We start from the raw sequence: 16592 nt of genomic DNA, 5'->3' as shown, positions 1-16592 counted from the left end.
GTTCCCCGCCGTTCCCGCCCCGTGTGCCCCCAGCTCATGGCGCCCCCGGAGGCACGAACGGCAGCCCCTCCGGCACCCCTTCCTCGATCAGCCGCAGCAGCGCCCCGGTGTCCGCGTGCTCCTCGATCAGGTCGCCCAGCCGGTCCAACTGCTCCTCGCGCAGCGCGCCGAAGCGGGTGTCCGGCGCCGGCACGAAGCGCCGACCGGCCGCCCGCGCCACCTCCCGCAGGAACGCCCGCCGGAAACCGTCGCTCTCCAGGGAGCCGTGCCAGTGCGTGCCCCACACGGCGCCCACCCGGCAGCCGTCCAGGTCCCTCCCCTGACCGTCGGACATGAACGCCGCGTCCCCGCCCAGGACTTGGGCCACCCCGTGGTGGATCTCGTAGCCCTCCACCGGCTCGCTGAGCGCCACGCCGGACGGCCGTGCGAGGGTCTTCTCCACCGCGAAACGGACCCGGACCGGCAGCAGCCCCAGCCCGTCGACCGCCCCGGCCCGCGACTCGACGTCGTCCTCGATGCGCTCGCCGAGCATCTGGTAGCCGCCGCAGATGCCCAGCACCGGACGGCCCTCGGCGGCCCGCCGGGCCACCGCGTCGGCCAGCCCGCGCTCGCGCAGCCACGCCAGCGCCCGGACCGTCCCGCGGGTTCCCGGCAGCACCACCAGGTCCGCGTCGACCAGTTCCTCGGGCCGGTCCACGAACCGCACCACCACGCCCGGTTCGGCGGCCAGCGCGTCCACGTCCGTGAAGTTGGACATCAGCGGCACCGCGGGGACCGCGACCCGCAGGACGTCCTCGCCCGCCGGCGGCGCCACCACCGACTCCCGCACGGCCCCGCGCAGCGAGACGCGCAGGCCGTCCTCCTCGTCGATGCCCAGCCCGTGCGCGAACGGCAGCACGCCGTAGGTCGCCCGCCCGGTCAGCCCGCGCAGCATCTCCAACCCCGGCTCCAGCAGCGTCACATCGCCCCGGAACTTGTTGACGAGATAGCCGGCGACCAGCGCCTGGTCCTCCTTGGACAGCAGCGCGATGGTCCCGAAGAACGACGCGAAGACCCCGCCGCGGTCGATGTCGCCGACCACCACGACCGGGATCCGCGCCGCCCGGGCCAGGCCCATGTTGACCAGGTCGGTGCGGCGCAGATTGATCTCGGCGGGGCTGCCCGCGCCCTCGCAGATCACCGCGTCATGGGTGCGCCGCAGCTCCGCCAGACAGTCGGTCACGGTGCCGAGCAACTGCTCCTGCCGGCCCGCGTGGTAGCCACGCGCGCTCAACTCGCCCACCGGCTTGCCCAACAGCACCACCTGGCTGCTGCGGTCGCTGCCCGGCTTGAGCAGCACCGGGTTCATCAGCGCGGTCGGCTCCACCCGGGCCGCGGCCGCCTGCATCGCCTGCGCCCGGCCGATCTCCGCGCCCTGTCGGGTCACGAACGAATTCAGCGACATGTTCTGCGCCTTGAACGGCGCCACCTTGACGCCCTGCCGCACCAACCAGCGGCAGATGCCGGCCGTCACCACGCTCTTGCCGGCGTCGGACGTCGTCCCGGCCACCAGCAGCCCACCGGCCGTCTTCCCGCGCCCGTTCACCGGGGCACCCTCCCGTTCACCCGGCGGCGCCGCACGGCATCCGCCGCCAGCCGTCCCGCCACCGTCACACCCAGCGCCAACGCGCTCACCCGCCGGGAGAGCCGCACCGCCCGCTCCACGTCGGAGACCTTCGGGGGCCGCGCCCCGCCGTTGAGCACCGGCCGGTGCTCCACCCGTCCGCCGTACGCCAGCGTGCCGCCCAGCCGGACGCCCAGCGCACCGGCGAACGAGGCTTCCACCGGGCCCGCGTTGGGGCTCGGATGGGCCCCGCCGTCCGCCCGCCAGGCCCGCAGCGCACCGCGCCGATCCGGTCCGGCGAGGACCGTCAGCGCCGCGGTCAGCCGGGAGCCGGGCCAGCCGGCGAGGTCGTCGAGCCGGGCCGCGGCCCAGCCGAACCGCCGGTAGCGCGGCGACTTGTGACCCACCATCGCGTCCAGGGTGTTCACCGCACGGAACGCCACCAGTCCGGGCACCCCGCCCAGCGCGCCCCACACCAGGGCGCCCACCACCGCGTCCGAGGTGTTCTCGGCGACCGACTCCACCACCGCACGGGCCATCTGCGGCCCGTCCAACGCCTGCGGGTCGCGCCCACACAGATGCGGCAACCGCTCCCGCGCCACGTCCAGATCACCGACGTCCAGCGCACCGCCCACGGCGCGCGCCTCCCGGCCCAACGAGGTGCCGCCCAGCACCGCCCACACCGCGGCCGCGGTCAACGCGGCCCGGGCGCCCGGACGGTGGCGCACGGCGCGCGCCAACAGCGCGGCGCCGGCGGCCGCGCCACCCGCGCACACCACCGCGTGCGCCGCCCCGTAACCACGGTGGTCGCGCCACAGTCGACGTTCGAGGGCGCCCGCGGCCCGGCCGAACGCGGCCACCGGATGGCCGCGCCGCGGATCCGCCGCGATCAGGTCACCGAGGAAGCCGAGGGCCGCGCCGCACGCGTATGTCGCGTGTTCGCCGCGCACCGGATCAGGCCGCCGTCAGACACCGAACGGGCCCTGCGGCAGCGGGCGATGAGGCTCTCGATGGGCAGCCAGGCATGGTGGTATGTCCTCACTCAGGGTCCTCGCCCTGGCTCGACGCGACGGCGACCAGAGTCTCCTGGCTCCCGGATCGGCGCGACCCCCGGCCTTCCCGCCCGTACGTGGCGTACGGGCCGTGGCCCTCGTCGGAGGAGCGCTCCCCGGTGACAGTGGCGGGACCGCGCCGGATTCGCACCGGACTTCCTCTGCTGTCGCCGATTGGCCCCGGCAGTCCACCACGCCCCGCGACGCCCGTCAACTCGCCCTTGACCTGCGACGCAGCCCCACCGGCTGTCCTGTGTCCAAGACCACAGGGCAGCCGCCGGCGCCCACCCGCCACCCCACCGCGCCCCTCCTGCAAACCCGCGCGCCGCCCGCCCCGAACGCCGCCCGGCGGAACGGGCCTTCGCGACGGCCGACGGCCCGGCAGCCCGCCGGCTTGGCCGGTCTACCGGTCTACCGCACCCCACGCCAACGGGGCGCCCGGCGGCCGCGGCTGGTGCCGCGCCCTCCGGACGCCCCGTCCACTGCTACCGGCCCGCGGCCGGCCAACTGTCAGGCGGCGACGATCAGATAGATCCCGTACGCCACCGCCACCGCGCAGAGTGCGAACGCCGCCAGCGCCCCGGCGCGTGCCCCCGCGCCCGGTGCCGTGGAGGCCGCCGCCGCGTCGCCGTCCGCGGCCGGCTTACGGGAGGTGCCCACGATGCCGACGGTGAACAGGCCCACGATTCCCACCGTCACCGCGAGCGTGACGCCGAAGACCTGGCCGAGAGCCGCCCAGTCGATGTGCATTGCGTAGTCCTTTGGTCCTTGGGTCAGTTCGGTTGCTGCGGCCGGGCGGTCAGGAGGAGGCCGTCGCGGGCTGGGCGGGGGCGGCGGCGTCCCGCTGCGAGGGCACGGCGAGCGCGTCCGCCTCGGAGGCCGCCGGGGCGAGGGTGCCCGCCGGGGGCGGCGAGACGGTCTGGAGCGCGGTGGTGACGACGCCCGCCGGCTCCACCGCCGGACCCTCGTTGACGTTGGTGTGGTCGATCGGCTTGCGCCGGGAGGCGGCCCAGATGCCGCCGCAGATCGCCAGCGCCAGGACGGTCACCGTCGTGATGCCCCAGGTGCCCTGGTCGGCGAGGAACGCGGCGCCGGCGGAGACCAGGCCGGCGGCCGGCAGGGTCAGCCCCCAGGCCACGACCATCCGGCCGGCCGTGGACCAGCGCACCACGCCGCCCTTGCGGCCGAGCCCGGAGCCCATCACGGAGCCGGAGCAGACCTGGGTGGTGGAGAGCGCGAAGCCGAGGTGGGAGGAGGCCAGGATGGTGGCCGCGGCGCCGGTCTGGGCGGCGAAGCCCTGCGGCGGCTGGATGTCGGTGATGCCCTTGCCCATGGTGCGGATGATCCGCCAGCCGCCCAGGTAGGTGCCGAGCGCGATGGCCATGCCGGCGGAGGCGATCACCCACATCGGCGGGTCGGAGTGCGGGGCGATGGCTCCGCCGGTGATCAGCGCGAGGGTGATCACGCCCATCGTCTTCTGCGCGTCGTTGGTGCCGTGGGCCAGCGAGACCAGCGCCGCCGAGGCGATCTGCCCGGCGCGGTAGCCCTTGGCGGTGTCGGCCTCGTCGCGGCCGCGGGCCAGCCGGTAGGTGAGCCGGGTCGCCGCCATCGAGGCGAGCCCCGCGACGAACGGCGCGGCCACCGCCGGGATCAGGACCTTCATCACGACGGCCTCGCCGTGCACCCCGCCGGTGCCGACGGACACCAGGGTCGCGCCGATCAGACCACCGAAGAGGGCGTGCGAGGAGCTGGAGGGGAGGCCGGCGAGCCAGGTGACGAGGTTCCAGATGATGGCGCCGACCAGGCCGGCGAAGATCACTTCCGGTCTGATGCCGGCGCTCTCGTCGATGATGCCGCCGGAGATGGTCTTGGCGACCTCAACCGACAGGAACGCGCCGCCGAGGTTGAGTACCGCTGACATCGCCACCGCGGTCTTGGGTCGCAGGGCCCCGGTGGAGATGGTGGTGGCCATTGCGTTGGCCGTGTCGTGGAAGCCGTTCGTAAAGTCGAACACCAAGGCCGTGACGATCACGATCCCGATGAGAAGCGTGATGTGTTCCATTCACCCAGGCAATCCGTTCGATGGTCAGTGTCTTCGAGAACGTACGGACGGTGAGTGAACGGAAAGTGAACTCGGCCGGGCGCCGCGGTGACACCCCCGCAGTGTTCACGCGGAGGCGCCCCTGCCGCCACTTCCGTCTCATCTGTTCGCAAACCTCTTGAGCTGGGCCACGGTCCCGTTCCAGCGGTCCTGATCGCCCGGCAGCCGCCCGTGCGAGGCGTACTGCACGATGCTCGAGAACGACCAGCCGGCGGGCGTCCGCGCCCCGCCCGAATAGTCCGCCAGCCACAGCGGATGGTCACCGCCGAAGGCCCGGCTGCCGCCCGTGCAGCGGTTCCACCAGCGGGCGGTGGTGTAGATCACCGGCCGTCGCCCGGCGTCGCGCCGCACCTCGTCGCTGAACGCCCGTATCCAGCGCACCAACGCCGCACTGCTCAGCCCGAAGCACGGCTGCTTGCCGTCGTAGGGGTTGTGCTCGATGTCGAGGGCCGGCGGCAGCGTCCAGCCGTCCCGTTTCCCGCGGCCGCCGTGGCGCAGGAAGGAGTGGGCCTGCCGGGTGCCCGACGAGGCGCTGGGCACCGCGAAGTGGTAGGCGCCGTGCAGGAGTCCGGCCGCCCGGGAGCCGTTGTACTGCGCCGCGAACCGGGGGTTGCGGTAGCCGTCCGACTCGGTGGCCTTGACGTAGACGAACCGCGCGCCCTTCGCGCGGACCGCCCGCCAGTCGATGTGCTTCTGGTACGAGGAGACGTCGTGCCCCAGCGGCCGGCCGTCCGCGGCGGCCCGCGCGGGGTGTGCGGCGAGTGCGGTGCCGGCCAGTGACGCCACCGCCACGGCTATCGCGGTTGCCACCGTGGTCCGAGAAGTGGAGCGGTCACACGTCATGTGTCCCCCCTGGGTGAGGACATGTGAGGGCTGCAGTTCGCTCGACGCTAGAGGATGATCACCGCAACATGGTCGATCCCCGGCCAATTCCCCTCAGGAGAGCGGGTATCCCCATATGGGGGATACCAGGTGCCTGGCGCGGTGGCCTACCGTGCCCCGTCCTGCTCGTACGGTGTGATGCACTGCCCCCGCGCGTTTTCGCACGTCCCGCAGTGCCGCCCCGGAGGACACCATGAAGGACCGCCCGGACCACCTCGCCACCGCCTGGAGCGAGCTCGTCGCCACCGCCCGCCGGACCGCCGCCGACGGCCTCGTCGTCGGCACCTCCGGCAACGTCTCGGTCCGCGTCAAGGACCTGATCCTCGTCACGCCCAGCGGCGTCCCCTACGACCGGCTCGGGCCCAGCGACGTCACCGGGGTCGACCTCGAAGGCCGCCAGATCGTCGGCAGGCTCCGCCCGACCAGCGAACTCCCGCTCCACCTGGCCGTCTACCGCGACACCACCGCCACCGCCGTCGTGCACACCCACGCCCCGCACGCCACCGCCGTCTCCACCCTCGTCACCGAACTCCCGCCCATCCACTACATGACGGCCGCCCTCGGCGGACCCGTCCGGGTCGCCCCCTACGCCCTCTACGGCAGCGATGAACTCGCCGCCCACATGGCCGCCGCGCTCACCGACCGCAGCGCCGCCCTCCTGCAGAACCACGGCACCATCGCCCACGGCGCCACCCTCGCCGAGGCGCTGGACCGCACCGCCCAACTGGAGTGGATGTGCCGGGTCTGGCTCACCGCGGTCTCCGTGCCCGGGCACACCCCCAGCCTGCTGTCGGCCGACCAGCTCGACGCCGCGGGGGAGCGGTTGCGCGGCTACGGCCAGCCCGGCGACGCCCCCGCCTGACCCGCCGCGACCCCGCGCGCCGGGCCCCGACACGGCACAACGCCGCTGGTCCGGCCGCCGGTCCCGGTGCCCGGTGGCCGGCTCCGGCGGCGCTGCGCACACTGGAGTGATGCGACGGGGAACCATGGCGGCGGTGACCGCCACCACCGTGATCGGCGCCGGGGCGGCCGCCGTGGCCGCCGGGCGGTACGCCGGCGATGTTGCCCTGAAAGCGTCGCCCGGCCGCCCCCTCCCCGGCGACCCCCGGCTCACCGTCCACTCCGCCGCCGGCGACCGCCTCGTCCTCACCCGCAGCCTGGCCTCCCTCAGACCCGGCACCTACGGGCTGACCGGCGCCGGCTGCCACGCGGTGGTCGGCCCCGTCGTCCACGACACCCCGCACCCCGCCGACGCCGTCGTCCGCCGCCTGGAACGCGTCACCCACGGCACGTTGCGCCCCGGCGCCCGGATGCGGCTCACCCCGCAGGTGCACGCCGGCAACCCCTACGACGCCCTCGGCCTGGCCTACGAGGAGGTCGACGTCCCCGGCGAACTCGGGCCGCTGCCCGCGTGGTTGGTGCCCGGCGCCCGCGACACCTGGGTCCTCACCGCCCACGGCCTCGGCACCACCCGCGAACACCCCATGGTGGTACTGCCGTTCCTGCACCGCCACCACTTCCCCGTCCTCAACCTCGCCTACCGCAACGACCCGGGCGCCCCGCACACCACCGACGGGCTGCACCACCTCGGCGACACCGAATGGCGCGACCTGGACGCCGCGATCCGCTACGCCGTCCAACACGGCGCCCGCGCCGTCGTCCTGTACGGCTGGTCCGCCGGCGCCACCATGGCGCTGCGCGCCGCCGCCAACTCCGCACTGCGGGACCGGATCTCCGGCCTCGTCCTGGACTCCCCGATCCTCGACCGGCACGCCACCGTCCGCGCGCTGGCCGCCGCCCGGCGCATCCCGCGGATCCTGCTCCCGCTCGCCGTGCGCGCCGCCGAGGGCCACACCGGACTGCCCGTCGACCGCCCCGCCGACGCCGTGGACCCCGACGAACTCGGCATGCCCGCCCTGCTGTTCCACGGCCCCGAGGACACCCTCGCCCCCTGGGGTGCCTCCCGGAGCTTCGCCGCCCGCCGCCCGGAGCTGATCACCCTCGCGCCCGTGCCGCACGCCCCGCACGCCGCGATGTGGAACGCCGCCCCGGACCGCTACGAGGAGACCCTGCGCCGCTTCCTCACCCCGCTGATGTGACGACGGTGCCGAGGCGCCGAGGCGCCGAGGCGCCGCTGCCGGCGCACCGCCGGCCGACCCCGGGCCGCCGCGGCGCACGGCCCCCCATCGACCCCAGCCGAGGCCCCGCCGGGCCCGAAGGTGTACGGGCGGACAACTCCCGCTCTCGGGGAGGGGAAGCCGGGGTGGCGCCCGCCCGGAAGACCGCAAGTCGGGTTCCGATTGGGCTTTCGGGCCGTCAGAGGCAAGACTGCTCCTGTGACGTCCCGTACACCGCGCGACTCCCGGCTCCGACTCGTCCCCCGACAACCGATTGCGGCCGCCCGCCGGGCGGTGAGCACCCGGGTCACCCGCCCGGCGCCCAGGCCCCCCGAGGGCACCCCGTCGCCCGCGGAACTGGCCCGCCAGGCCCGCGCCGTGCTCGCCGGCGCGGCCCGCCTCGCGCACTGGGCCGACCGCGCGGGCAGCCTGCGCGCGGGCGGCGACGGAGCGCTCCCACAGACCGCCGTCGACGCCGCCGCCGAGGCGCTGGGGCTGACGCCCCACCAGGTCCGTGCCGACTGGGACCGGGCCCGGCTCGCCGGGCTGATCGAGCTCCACGACGGACTGGCCCGCCCCGGCTGGCGGCTGCGGGCCTGGGACCGCGACGACACCGCCGCCCTGCGCGGCTGGGTCGCGCTCTTCGACGCCTGGTCGCTGGCGCTGCCCGCGCCGGCCGGTGCGGGCCTCACGGCCGTCGCCGAGGTGGTGGAGGCCGTGCCGCAACTGCTGTCCCTGCTGCACCTGTCCGCCGGTCCGGTGCGGCTGCCGGTGCTGCTCGACATGCTCACCCAGCGCGTCGAGGAACTGCGCACCGAACGCTGCGAGGTCCCCTACGGGCCCGACCCGGCACCCGACGGCGCCGACGCCGGCGGAGCGACGAACGGCGCCGCGGGGGCGTCGCTCGTCGAGCTGCTGCGCTGGGCGCTGGACGCACTGCTCGCGGTCGGCGCGCTGGTGCCGCCGGCGGGCGCGCCCGAGGGCCCCGGGGAGCGCGCCGGCGAGGGCCGACACCACGGCCAGGAGGCGCAGTTGACGCCGCTGGGCAACTGGTCGGTGTGGGTCAAGCTGGAGCAGATCTGCGTCGCCGCGCAGAGCCCGGCCGGCCACATCGAGCAGTCCGCGGAGGCGATGCTGCGCGGCTGCGCCCGGCTGACCCCGGGCCCGGCCCGCGCCGAGTACCGCGCCTGGCTCGCCGCCCGCTCCGTCGGCGCCGCCGTCGAGGAGCTGCTGGCCGTCGCCCGCGGCGAGGACGCGCTGCTGCGCGGGCTGGCCTTCGAGGCGCTGCGCGCCGTCGGCGCCCCCGCCGAACCGGCCGTGCGCGCCGCCGCCGAGGAGCCGGCGCTGCGGCCCTACGCCCTGCTCTGGCTCGTCGAGCACGAGGGCGGCGACCCGGAGACCGCGCCGGACGTCCTCACCCGCGAGGAGTCGACCTGGCTGTGGGTGGACACCGCGGCGGCCGTCGCCGACCACGGCGAGACCCAACTCCTCGTCCGGCACCTGGACTCGGCGGTCCAGGGCTCGGTGCCGCGGCTGCTGGAGGAGGTCCGTGCGGTCGGCCATCCCCGGACCGTCCAGGTGCTGGTGGCGCTGGCCGCCGCCCACCCGGACCCGGCGCTCGCCAAGGCCGTGCGCCGAGCGGCTTTCCAGGTCCACACCGGCGGCGCCTAACCGGCCGGGCACCGCGGCCGGGCGCCGGCGGGTCATGACCCCGCCCCGCCCGGCCGGTAGGTGCCGAAGCTCCAGAGAGTGCCCTCGGCATCGCGCGCCAGATAGTCCCGGGAGCCGTACTCCTGGTCCGTCGGCGGCACCAGGATCTCCACCCCGGCCCGCCGGGCCCGCTCGCAGTGCGCGTCGGGATCGTCGACGACGACGTACACGCCGCTCGGCCCGGCGTCGCCCATCGCCTCGTCGAACGGGCCGCCGTGCCCCTTCGAACCGAGCATCACCACCCCGTCGCCATGGGCGAGTTCGGCGTGCAGCACGGCGCCGTCCTCGCCGTCGTACCGCGCGGCGACGGTGAAGCCGAAGCCTTCGGTCAACTGCCGGATCGCGCCCGGGGCGTCCCGGTAGAGCAGCGTGGGGAACATCCCCGCAGTGCCTGCCATGTCGATCACCGCACCTCTCGCGTCGCGGGACGGCCCCCTGCCACCCCAACTCCTGTGTCCTGTCTCACAGTCTGGCAGCGGGGTCTGACAACGCAGGAAATCGACTTGCACCGGCCCGTTAGACTGCCTGCATGGCAGTTCTCCTCTGGGTTCATTAGACGGCGTAGACCGCTCTCGGACCGTCCGTCCAACCCGCCGTCTTCCTGCCCTGGAGTTTTTCCCGTGATCACCGCTTCCGGCCTTGAGCTGCGCGCCGGCGCCCGAATCCTCATCGAGTCCGCCTCCTTCCGCATCGCCAAGGGCGACCGCATCGGCCTGGTCGGCCGCAACGGAGCCGGCAAGACCACCCTCACCAAGGTCCTGGCCGGCGAGGGCATGCCCACCAGCGGCTCGGTCACCCGCTCCGGCGAGGTCGGCTACCTCCCGCAGGACCCGCGCACCGGCGACCTCGACGTCCTCGCCCGCGACCGCATCCTCTCCGCCCGCGGCCTGGACACCGTGCTGCGCCGGATGCGGGAGAACGAGGACCGGATGGCGAACGGCAAGGGCGCCACCCGCGAGAAGGCCATGAAGAAGTACGAGCGGCTGGAGACCGAGTTCCTCACCAAGGGCGGTTACGCGGCCGAGTCCGAGGCCGCCACCATCGCCGCCAGCCTGGGCCTGCCCGACCGGATCCTCGCCCAGCCCCTGCACACCCTCTCCGGCGGCCAGCGGCGCCGCGTCGAGCTGGCCCGGATCCTCTTCTCGGACTCCGACATCCTGCTGCTCGACGAGCCCACCAACCACCTCGACGCCGACTCCATCGCGTGGTTGCGCGACTACCTCAAGACCTACCGCGGCGGCTTCATCGTCATCTCCCACGACGTCGACCTGGTCGAGACGGTCGTCAACAAGGTCTTCTACCTGGACGCCAACCGCTCGCAGATCGACGTCTACAACATGGGCTGGAAGCTCTACCAGCAGCAGCGCGAGGCCGACGAGAAGCGCCGCAAGCGCGAGCGGGCCAACGCCGAGAAGAAGGCCGCCGCGCTCAACTCCCAGGCCGACAAGATGCGGGCCAAGGCCACCAAGACCGTCGCCGCGCAGAACATGGCCCGGCGCGCCGACAAGCTGCTGGCCGGCCTGGAGGCGGTGCGGGTCTCCGACAAGGTCGCCAAGCTGCGCTTCCCGGACCCGGCGCCGTGCGGCAAGACCCCGCTGACCGCCGAGGGCCTCTCCAAGTCCTACGGCTCCCTGGAGATCTTCACCGACGTCGACCTCGCCATTGACAAGGGCTCCCGGGTCGTCATCCTCGGCCTCAACGGTGCCGGCAAGACCACCCTGCTGCGGCTGCTGGCCGGCGTCGAGACGCCCGACACTGGCGAGGTCCGCCCCGGCCACGGCCTCAAGCTCGGCTACTACGCCCAGGAGCACGAGACCCTGGACCCGGACCGCACGGTCCTGGAGAACATGCGCTCCGCCGCCCCCGACATGGACCTCGTCGAGGTCCGCAAGGTGCTGGGCTCCTTCCTGTTCTCCGGCGACGACGTCGACAAGCCCGCGGGCGTGCTCTCCGGCGGCGAGAAGACCCGTCTCGCCCTGGCCACCCTGGTCGTCTCGTCCGCCAACGTCCTCCTCCTCGACGAGCCCACCAACAACCTCGACCCGGCCAGCCGCGAGGAGATCCTCGGCGCGCTGCGCACCTTCACCGGCGCCGTGGTGCTGGTGACCCACGACGAGGGCGCGGTGGACGCGCTGGCCCCGGAGCGGATCATCCTGCTCCCGGACGGTGTCGAGGACCTGTGGGGCCAGGACTACGCGGACCTGGTCGCCCTGGCCTGATCTCCGAGGTGCCGGTGCCGCCGGTTGGATCACGCCCACTGGATCATTCGGCCCACGGGTGATCCATCATCTGAGTGAGAACGGCTCATACACCGGCGAGCCTGCACCATCCGGCCGGGCCCCACGGGCCCGGCCGGCATCTTTTCTACGGCACACCACCTGACCTGGCACTTTTCGGGCATCAAGGCGTGCACGCGGGTTCCGGGGTGCGCGGCGGCGGCAATGCGGACCGCGCCGGCCGTCCGCGGCACGGCAAAGGATGTCTCACATACCTTGCGGAATGGGTGGCCAGGAAGCCGGGGAGGGGTGATCATGAGAGTCCAGAGCGCACTTCCCACGAGGAGGCACGGGTGGCCGAGACTCTGAAGAAGGGCAGCCGGGTAACCGGCGCTGCGCGCGAAAAGCTCGCGGCAGACCTGAAGAAGAAATACGACGCCGGAGCGAGCATCCGGGCGCTGGCCGAGGAAACCGGCCGCTCCTATGGATTCGTGCACCGGATGCTCAGCGAATCCGGTGTGATCCTGCGCAGTCGCGGCGGAGCCACGAGGGGCAAGAAGGCCGCCTCGGTCTGAGGGCCGCGGCTCCGGGTACATGCGGTGCCCCCGCAGTCGGCCGGGAGGTTACCGTTCAGTCACTTACGCACGCAGGTGCGGTGGCTGACTCGGAGGCGCCCTCATGACTCTGCTCGACAAGCACGGTGTGCGGCTCACCGTGGACGACGCGATCGCCACGGTGACCCTCGCCAACGCGGCAAAGCGCAATGCACAGAGCCCCGCCATGTGGCGGGCACTGGCCGAGGCGGGCTCGCTGCTGCCGGGGAACGTCCGGATCGTGGTCCTGCGCGCAGAGGGCAAGTCCTTCTCCGCGGGGCTGGACCGGCAGGCGTTCACGCCCGAAGGGTTCGACGGCGAGCCGTCGTTCCTGGATCTGGCGCGCGGTACGGACGAGGCGCTGGACGCCACGATCGCCGAGTACCAGGAGGCGTTCACCTGGTGGCGGCGGACCGACCTGGTGTCCATCGCCGCCGTCCAGGGGCACGCCATCGGCGCGGGCTTCCAACTCGCCCTCGCCTGCGACCTGCGGGTCGCCGCCCAGGACGCGCAGTTCGCCATGCGGGAGACCAGCCTGGGCCTGGTTCCGGACCTGACCGGCACCCATCCTCTGGTGGGGCTGGTCGGCTACGCCCGGGCGCTGGAGATCTGCGCCACCGGGCGCTTCGTGCACGCCGACGAGGCCGGGCGGATCGGCCTGGCCAACGTCGTGGTGCCCGGCGATGAACTCGACGGCGCGGTGGCCGACTTGGCCGCTGCGCTGCTCGCCGCGCCCCGGGACGCCGTCATCGAGACCAAGGCCCTGTTGGCCGGCGTCGCGGGTCGCGGCTACGAGGAGCAGTGCCGCGCCGAGCGGGCCGCCCAGGCGCGTCGGCTGCGGGACCTGGCCGGCGCGGGCGACTGACCGCCGACGTCAGCGGTATGAGACCGCGGTGACCAGTACGGCCGCGGTCTCCGGTGCCGGTGGTGGGCCGGTCACCGCCCGGCGGACGGCGCGGGCGACGTCCAGGGGGCGGTGACCGGCGGCGGTCGCCAGTTGGATCAGTACGTGCGTTCCGTCGTCGGAGCGCGCCACCGGGCGGGAGCGGCCGGCCAGGGCGGGGGCGAGCCGGGCCACCCCGGGGACCGCGAGGACCCGGTCGGCGAGGTCGTCCGGGGCTTCCGGGCCGGGGGATGCGCCGCGGTCCGGGGCCCCGGTTTCCGCTTCGGTTTCCGGAACTGCCGCCTCCGGGGCGCCCGTTGGGGCCTCGTCCGGTGGGGTGCGCGCGGCCGGCTCGTCCAGCAGGTCGGCGATCCGGAGGTCCACGGCGGTCAGGCGGAGCCCCAGGTCGTGCTCCGCCACGGTCAGCAGCGCCGTCCGCAGGCGGGCGGCGAGCAGGGGGAGGGGGCGGTCCGGCGGTGCGGTGACGTCCGCCGTGAGGCGCAGCGGGCCCGGCGGCAGGGCGCTGGGCGGTGGTGGGACGGTCGGCGCGGGGGCGTCGTCCGGGGCGTCCAGGGTGAGCCGTAGCGCGCTCAGGCGGACGCCGGGCGGGGTGCCCAGGGAACGCAACAGAGCGGTGCGGGCGGCGCGTTCGGCGATCCAGGCGCCGTCCGCCGGGCCGCCGAGCGGCAGGACCCGGCCGAGGCCGAGCTGTGCCCGCACGGCGTGTGCCAAGTCGTGCGTGGCCACCGCGTCACCCCCTTTTCCCGGGCCCGTTTCGGGCCACCTTTCCAGCCTGCCGCAGTCCGTCCGCCCCGGCAGGCCGGGCACTCCGCTGCCCCGTCCCCGGGGCGCACCCCGCCCTCCGCCCCTACTGTGGGGAGCGCCAAGAGCGGGATGAACGGGATGAACGAGATGAACGGGGCGAATGGGGTGAGTGGTGTGGATTGGGTGCATGGGGTGGACGGGATGGCTGGTGTGAGGGGGAGAGGGGGTGGGGGCGATGGGTGAGGGCGAGCCGGCTGCGGAGGCGGTGAAGCCGCCGGTGAAGCGGGGCGGGGGCGATCCCGCGACCCGTGGGCGGACCACCATCGCCGACGGTGTCGTGGAGAAGATCGCCGGGCTCGCGGCCCGCGATGTGGTGGGCGTCCACACGATGGGCAGCGGGTTCGCCCGCACGCTCGGCGCGGTGCGCGACCGAGTGCCCGGCGGCGGGCGGGCGGCCACCGCGACGCGCGGGGTGAAGGCCGAGGTCGGCGAGGTGCAGACCGCGCTGGACCTGGAGATCGTGGTCGATTACGGGGTCGCCATCGCGGAGGTGGCGCGGGCCGTCCGGGAGAACGTGATCTCCGCCGTGGAGCGGATGACCGGCCTGGAGGTCGTCGAGGTCAACATCGCGGTGAGCGACGTGAAGTTGCCCGACGAGGACGGCGAGGACGAGGAAGCGGAGCCGCGGCTCCAGTGACCGGGCCGGCCGGAGCGGCAAGCGAAGGAGCGCACGATGAGCATGGCCGTGATCGGGCTGGTGGCCGGGATGGCGCTGGGCTTCGCCGGGTACTTCGGCGGGTTCGGGGCGTTCATCCTGGTGGCGGCGCTGGGCGTGGTGGGGTTTGTGGCCGGCAGGTTCCTCGACGGGGACCTGGAGGTCGGGGAGTTCTTCCGCACCCGGACCGGCGACCGCGACGACCGGCGGCGGTGAGCGGCGGATGGCGACGGTGACCGGGTCCGCCGCTGCCGCCGACGTGCCGGCCGGCGAGCGCGGGGAGACCAGGGTCGCGGACCGGGTGGTCGCCAAGATCGCGGCACGGGCGGCCCGGGAGGCGCTGCGCGCGGCGTCCCCCGGCGCGCCCACCGACGCCCATGCCACGGTGACGGTGGCCCGCCGCGACGTCCACCCACCGTTCGGCGAGGCCCGGCTGCGGATCGCCGTGGAGCTGGACTATCCCGCCCCGATCGGCGCGCGGTGCGGCCAGGTGCGTCGCCAAGTAGCAGAGCGCGTACGGGAGTTGGCGGGGATGACGGTTGCCGAGGTGGCGGTGCGGGTGGAGCGGTTGAACTCGCCGCTGTTGACGGACCGGGGGCGGGAGCGGGTGCGATGAGCGCGGGGCGGGGCGGGGCCGGGGCCCGTCAACCGGGCGGTTCCGAGGGCGGGTTGGCGGTGCGGCCGGACGTCGTGGATCCCGGCCCGGTCCGTGCCGACGGGCGCGCGGGGCGCTTCTGGTCGGCTCGGCGGGTGCCGGCGGCGCTGGTTGCGCTGGTCCTGCTGGGCGCCGCCGGGCTGCTGCTCTACGACGTGGCGGCGGTGCGGGCCGGCCGCACCGCGATGGCCTGGCGCCGGCGGCTGGCGCACGAACTGGCCACCCGGCACCTGGACGACCCCTGGGTGCTGGGCGCCGCGGCGGCCGCGGTGGTCCTCGGGATCTGGCTGCTCGCGCTGGCCGGCACCCCGGGGCTGCGGGCGGTGCTGCCGATGCGGCGGGCCACCCCCGGCATCCGGGCCGGGCTCGACCGGTCGGCCGCCGCGCTGGTGCTGCGCGACCGGGCCATGGAGGTCTCCGGCGTGCAGTCCGTGCGGATGACCGTCGGCCGCCATCGGGCGCGGGCCCGGGCGGTGGTGCACTTCCGGGCGCTGGACGAGGTACGCGGCGACCTCACCACGGCGCTCGGCGACGGACTGCGGCAACTCGGCCTGCCGCACCGGCTGCGGCTGTCCGTCGACGTCCGGCGCCCCAAGAGGAGGTGAGGGCGCGATGCGCACCGTACGCGCCACGGTCAACCGGGTGTTGCTCGGGCTGGTCGGGCTGCTGCTGCTCGGCGGTGGCGCCCTGGCGCTGCTGGGCGGCCTCGACCTGCCCGCCCGTTGGCACCTCGCGCTGCCCGCCGGCTGGCCCTGGGACCGCCCGGACGCGGTGCCGCTCCCGGCGGGCGACCGCACCCGGTTCACCGACCGCGGCTGGTGGTGGCCGTCGGTCATCGCCGCGCTGGCCGTGCTGGTGCTGTTGCTGCTGTGGTGGCTGCTGGCCCAACTCCGGCGGCGCCGGCTCGGTTCGCTGCTGGTCGACACCGGGGACGGCGAGGGCGCGACGGTGCGCGGGCGGGCCCTGGAGGCGGCCCTGGCGGCCGAGGCGGCGGCGGTGGACGGCGTCGACCGGGCGGCCGTCGTGCTGACCGGCCGCCGCATGGCGCCGCGGGCGCACGCCCTGGTGGTCCTCGCCCCGCACGCCGACCCCGGGATCGTGGTGCTCCGGCTCTCCGAGGGGGCGGTGGACCACGCCCGCGCATCGGCCGGCCTGGAACGGCTGCCGACGGAGGTCCGGCTGCGGGCGGTCCGGCACCGGGCGGAACGGGTCAGCTAGCGGCGGGCGGGGGCCGTACGGGCGTGATTTTCGCGCCCGCCCCCTCTGCGTGGCCCTCGTTGCGGCCTCCCGTGGGTCGTGC

18 protein-coding genes and 1 riboswitch are annotated in these 16592 nt (G+C 74.8%); of the genes, 11 read left to right on the top strand and 7 right to left on the bottom strand.

The window, feature by feature from the left end; all coding sequences use genetic code 11:
- Positions 1 to 34 precede the first annotated feature (34 nt).
- From ACFVFQ_RS02305 to ACFVFQ_RS02285, 5 genes are all read right to left on the bottom strand, one after another.
- Entirely contained in the window at positions 35 to 1585 is a 1551-nt protein-coding gene (locus ACFVFQ_RS02305) for a cobyric acid synthase (RefSeq protein WP_383407202.1), read from the bottom strand.
- Positions 1582 to 2553, bottom strand: coding sequence for a cobalamin biosynthesis protein (locus ACFVFQ_RS02300; protein ID WP_383407199.1), 972 nt, complete (start codon positions 2551 to 2553; stop codon positions 1582 to 1584). The genes ACFVFQ_RS02305 and ACFVFQ_RS02300 overlap by 4 nt, the downstream gene beginning before the upstream one ends.
- A gap of 129 nt (positions 2554 to 2682) precedes the next feature.
- A riboswitch (cobalamin riboswitch) is annotated at positions 2683 to 2818 on the bottom strand.
- Between the two features lie 347 nt (positions 2819 to 3165).
- The gene (locus tag ACFVFQ_RS02295) at positions 3166 to 3405 is read right to left on the bottom strand and encodes a hypothetical protein (RefSeq protein WP_383407196.1); all 240 of its coding nucleotides are present in this window, start codon (positions 3403 to 3405) and stop codon (positions 3166 to 3168) included.
- 49 nt (positions 3406 to 3454) lie between these two features.
- Positions 3455 to 4717 (bottom strand): anion permease, encoded by a 1263-nt coding sequence (locus tag ACFVFQ_RS02290; RefSeq protein WP_383407193.1) that lies wholly within the window; start codon positions 4715 to 4717, stop codon positions 3455 to 3457.
- 138 nt (positions 4718 to 4855) lie between these two features.
- A complete protein-coding gene (locus ACFVFQ_RS02285; protein WP_383407190.1) occupies positions 4856 to 5599 on the bottom strand; it encodes a GH25 family lysozyme in 744 nt (247 codons plus the stop codon).
- Between the two features lie 232 nt (positions 5600 to 5831).
- Between ACFVFQ_RS02285 and ACFVFQ_RS02280 the strand changes: the two genes are divergently transcribed.
- The 3 genes from ACFVFQ_RS02280 to ACFVFQ_RS02270 all read left to right on the top strand — a co-directional run bounded on the left by ACFVFQ_RS02280 (position 5832) and on the right by ACFVFQ_RS02270 (position 9426).
- On the top strand, positions 5832 to 6500 hold the full coding sequence (locus ACFVFQ_RS02280; protein ID WP_383407187.1) for a class II aldolase/adducin family protein: 669 nt from the start codon (positions 5832 to 5834) through the stop codon (positions 6498 to 6500).
- 109 nt (positions 6501 to 6609) lie between these two features.
- Complete coding sequence (locus ACFVFQ_RS02275) at positions 6610 to 7737, top strand: alpha/beta hydrolase (RefSeq protein ID WP_383407182.1); 1128 nt, start codon at positions 6610 to 6612, stop codon at positions 7735 to 7737.
- A gap of 237 nt (positions 7738 to 7974) precedes the next feature.
- Positions 7975 to 9426 carry a hypothetical protein gene (locus tag ACFVFQ_RS02270; protein ID WP_383407175.1) on the top strand — a complete coding sequence of 484 codons (1452 nt, stop codon included), beginning with the start codon at positions 7975 to 7977 and terminating at the stop codon, positions 9424 to 9426.
- Positions 9427 to 9458: 32 nt separating this feature from the next.
- Here ACFVFQ_RS02270 and ACFVFQ_RS02265 read toward each other — a convergent pair whose 3' ends face one another.
- Positions 9459 to 9863 carry a VOC family protein gene (locus ACFVFQ_RS02265; protein ID WP_383407172.1) on the bottom strand — a complete coding sequence of 135 codons (405 nt, stop codon included), beginning with the start codon at positions 9861 to 9863 and terminating at the stop codon, positions 9459 to 9461.
- A 222-nt stretch (positions 9864 to 10085) separates the two neighbouring features.
- Here ACFVFQ_RS02265 and ACFVFQ_RS02260 point away from each other — a divergent pair, with 222 nt between their 5' ends.
- From ACFVFQ_RS02260 to ACFVFQ_RS02250, 3 genes are all read left to right on the top strand, one after another.
- Positions 10086 to 11684 carry an ABC-F family ATP-binding cassette domain-containing protein gene (locus ACFVFQ_RS02260; RefSeq protein ID WP_383407169.1) on the top strand — a complete coding sequence of 533 codons (1599 nt, stop codon included), beginning with the start codon at positions 10086 to 10088 and terminating at the stop codon, positions 11682 to 11684.
- 350 nt (positions 11685 to 12034) lie between these two features.
- Complete coding sequence (locus ACFVFQ_RS02255; protein WP_383407166.1) at positions 12035 to 12256, top strand: helix-turn-helix domain-containing protein; 222 nt, start codon at positions 12035 to 12037, stop codon at positions 12254 to 12256.
- Positions 12257 to 12359: 103 nt separating this feature from the next.
- Complete coding sequence (locus ACFVFQ_RS02250) at positions 12360 to 13139, top strand: enoyl-CoA hydratase/isomerase family protein (RefSeq protein WP_383407163.1); 780 nt, start codon at positions 12360 to 12362, stop codon at positions 13137 to 13139.
- Positions 13140 to 13148: 9 nt separating this feature from the next.
- Here the strand turns inward: ACFVFQ_RS02250 and ACFVFQ_RS02245 are convergent, their stop codons facing one another.
- The gene (locus tag ACFVFQ_RS02245; RefSeq protein WP_383407160.1) at positions 13149 to 13904 is read right to left on the bottom strand and encodes a hypothetical protein; all 756 of its coding nucleotides are present in this window, start codon (positions 13902 to 13904) and stop codon (positions 13149 to 13151) included.
- 253 nt (positions 13905 to 14157) lie between these two features.
- On the opposite strand from ACFVFQ_RS02245, the gene ACFVFQ_RS02240 reads away from it, so the two are divergent.
- From ACFVFQ_RS02240 to amaP, 5 genes are read left to right on the top strand one after another with little or no spacing between them, the layout of a single operon-like run.
- Positions 14158 to 14619: an Asp23/Gls24 family envelope stress response protein gene (locus ACFVFQ_RS02240; protein ID WP_383407157.1), complete on the top strand. Its 462-nt coding sequence runs from the start codon at positions 14158 to 14160 to the stop codon at positions 14617 to 14619.
- Positions 14620 to 14655: 36 nt separating this feature from the next.
- On the top strand, positions 14656 to 14853 hold the full coding sequence (locus ACFVFQ_RS02235; RefSeq protein WP_383407154.1) for a hypothetical protein: 198 nt from the start codon (positions 14656 to 14658) through the stop codon (positions 14851 to 14853).
- A 7-nt stretch (positions 14854 to 14860) separates the two neighbouring features.
- The gene (locus ACFVFQ_RS02230) at positions 14861 to 15253 is read left to right on the top strand and encodes a hypothetical protein (RefSeq protein WP_383407152.1); all 393 of its coding nucleotides are present in this window, start codon (positions 14861 to 14863) and stop codon (positions 15251 to 15253) included.
- Positions 15250 to 15897 (top strand): DUF6286 domain-containing protein, encoded by a 648-nt coding sequence (locus tag ACFVFQ_RS02225; RefSeq protein WP_383407149.1) that lies wholly within the window; start codon positions 15250 to 15252, stop codon positions 15895 to 15897. The genes ACFVFQ_RS02230 and ACFVFQ_RS02225 overlap by 4 nt, the downstream gene beginning before the upstream one ends.
- Before the next feature lie 7 nt (positions 15898 to 15904).
- Entirely contained in the window at positions 15905 to 16510 is a 606-nt protein-coding gene (gene amaP / locus ACFVFQ_RS02220; RefSeq protein ID WP_383407146.1) for an alkaline shock response membrane anchor protein AmaP, read from the top strand.
- Positions 16511 to 16592 lie beyond the last annotated feature (82 nt).

Source organism: Streptomyces sp. NPDC057743, from assembly GCF_042798755.1.
In the GTDB taxonomy this organism is placed as follows: domain Bacteria; phylum Actinomycetota; class Actinomycetes; order Streptomycetales; family Streptomycetaceae; genus Streptomyces.
Note: the sequence above shows the minus strand (reverse complement) of the source record. Positions and strands in the feature narration are given on the sequence as shown.

Excerpts from the sequence above, each read along its gene's own strand:
- ACFVFQ_RS02235 (WP_383407154.1), top strand. The coding sequence starts at position 14,656 with ATGAGCATGGCCGTGATCGGGCTGGTGGCCGGGATGGCGCTGGGCTTC.
- ACFVFQ_RS02285 (WP_383407190.1), bottom strand. The coding sequence starts at position 5,599 with ATGACGTGTGACCGCTCCACTTCTCGGACCACGGTGGCAACCGCGATA.
- ACFVFQ_RS02280 (WP_383407187.1), top strand. The coding sequence starts at position 5,832 with ATGAAGGACCGCCCGGACCACCTCGCCACCGCCTGGAGCGAGCTCGTC.
- ACFVFQ_RS02230 (WP_383407152.1), top strand. The coding sequence starts at position 14,861 with ATGGCGACGGTGACCGGGTCCGCCGCTGCCGCCGACGTGCCGGCCGGC.
- amaP (WP_383407146.1), top strand. The coding sequence starts at position 15,905 with ATGCGCACCGTACGCGCCACGGTCAACCGGGTGTTGCTCGGGCTGGTC.
- ACFVFQ_RS02290 (WP_383407193.1), bottom strand. The coding sequence starts at position 4,717 with ATGGAACACATCACGCTTCTCATCGGGATCGTGATCGTCACGGCCTTG.
- ACFVFQ_RS02295 (WP_383407196.1), bottom strand. The coding sequence starts at position 3,405 with ATGCACATCGACTGGGCGGCTCTCGGCCAGGTCTTCGGCGTCACGCTC.
- ACFVFQ_RS02225 (WP_383407149.1), top strand. The coding sequence starts at position 15,250 with ATGAGCGCGGGGCGGGGCGGGGCCGGGGCCCGTCAACCGGGCGGTTCC.
- ACFVFQ_RS02275 (WP_383407182.1), top strand. The coding sequence starts at position 6,610 with ATGCGACGGGGAACCATGGCGGCGGTGACCGCCACCACCGTGATCGGC.
- ACFVFQ_RS02240 (WP_383407157.1), top strand. The coding sequence starts at position 14,158 with ATGGGTGAGGGCGAGCCGGCTGCGGAGGCGGTGAAGCCGCCGGTGAAG.
- ACFVFQ_RS02250 (WP_383407163.1), top strand. The coding sequence starts at position 12,360 with ATGACTCTGCTCGACAAGCACGGTGTGCGGCTCACCGTGGACGACGCG.
- ACFVFQ_RS02265 (WP_383407172.1), bottom strand. The coding sequence starts at position 9,863 with ATGGCAGGCACTGCGGGGATGTTCCCCACGCTGCTCTACCGGGACGCC.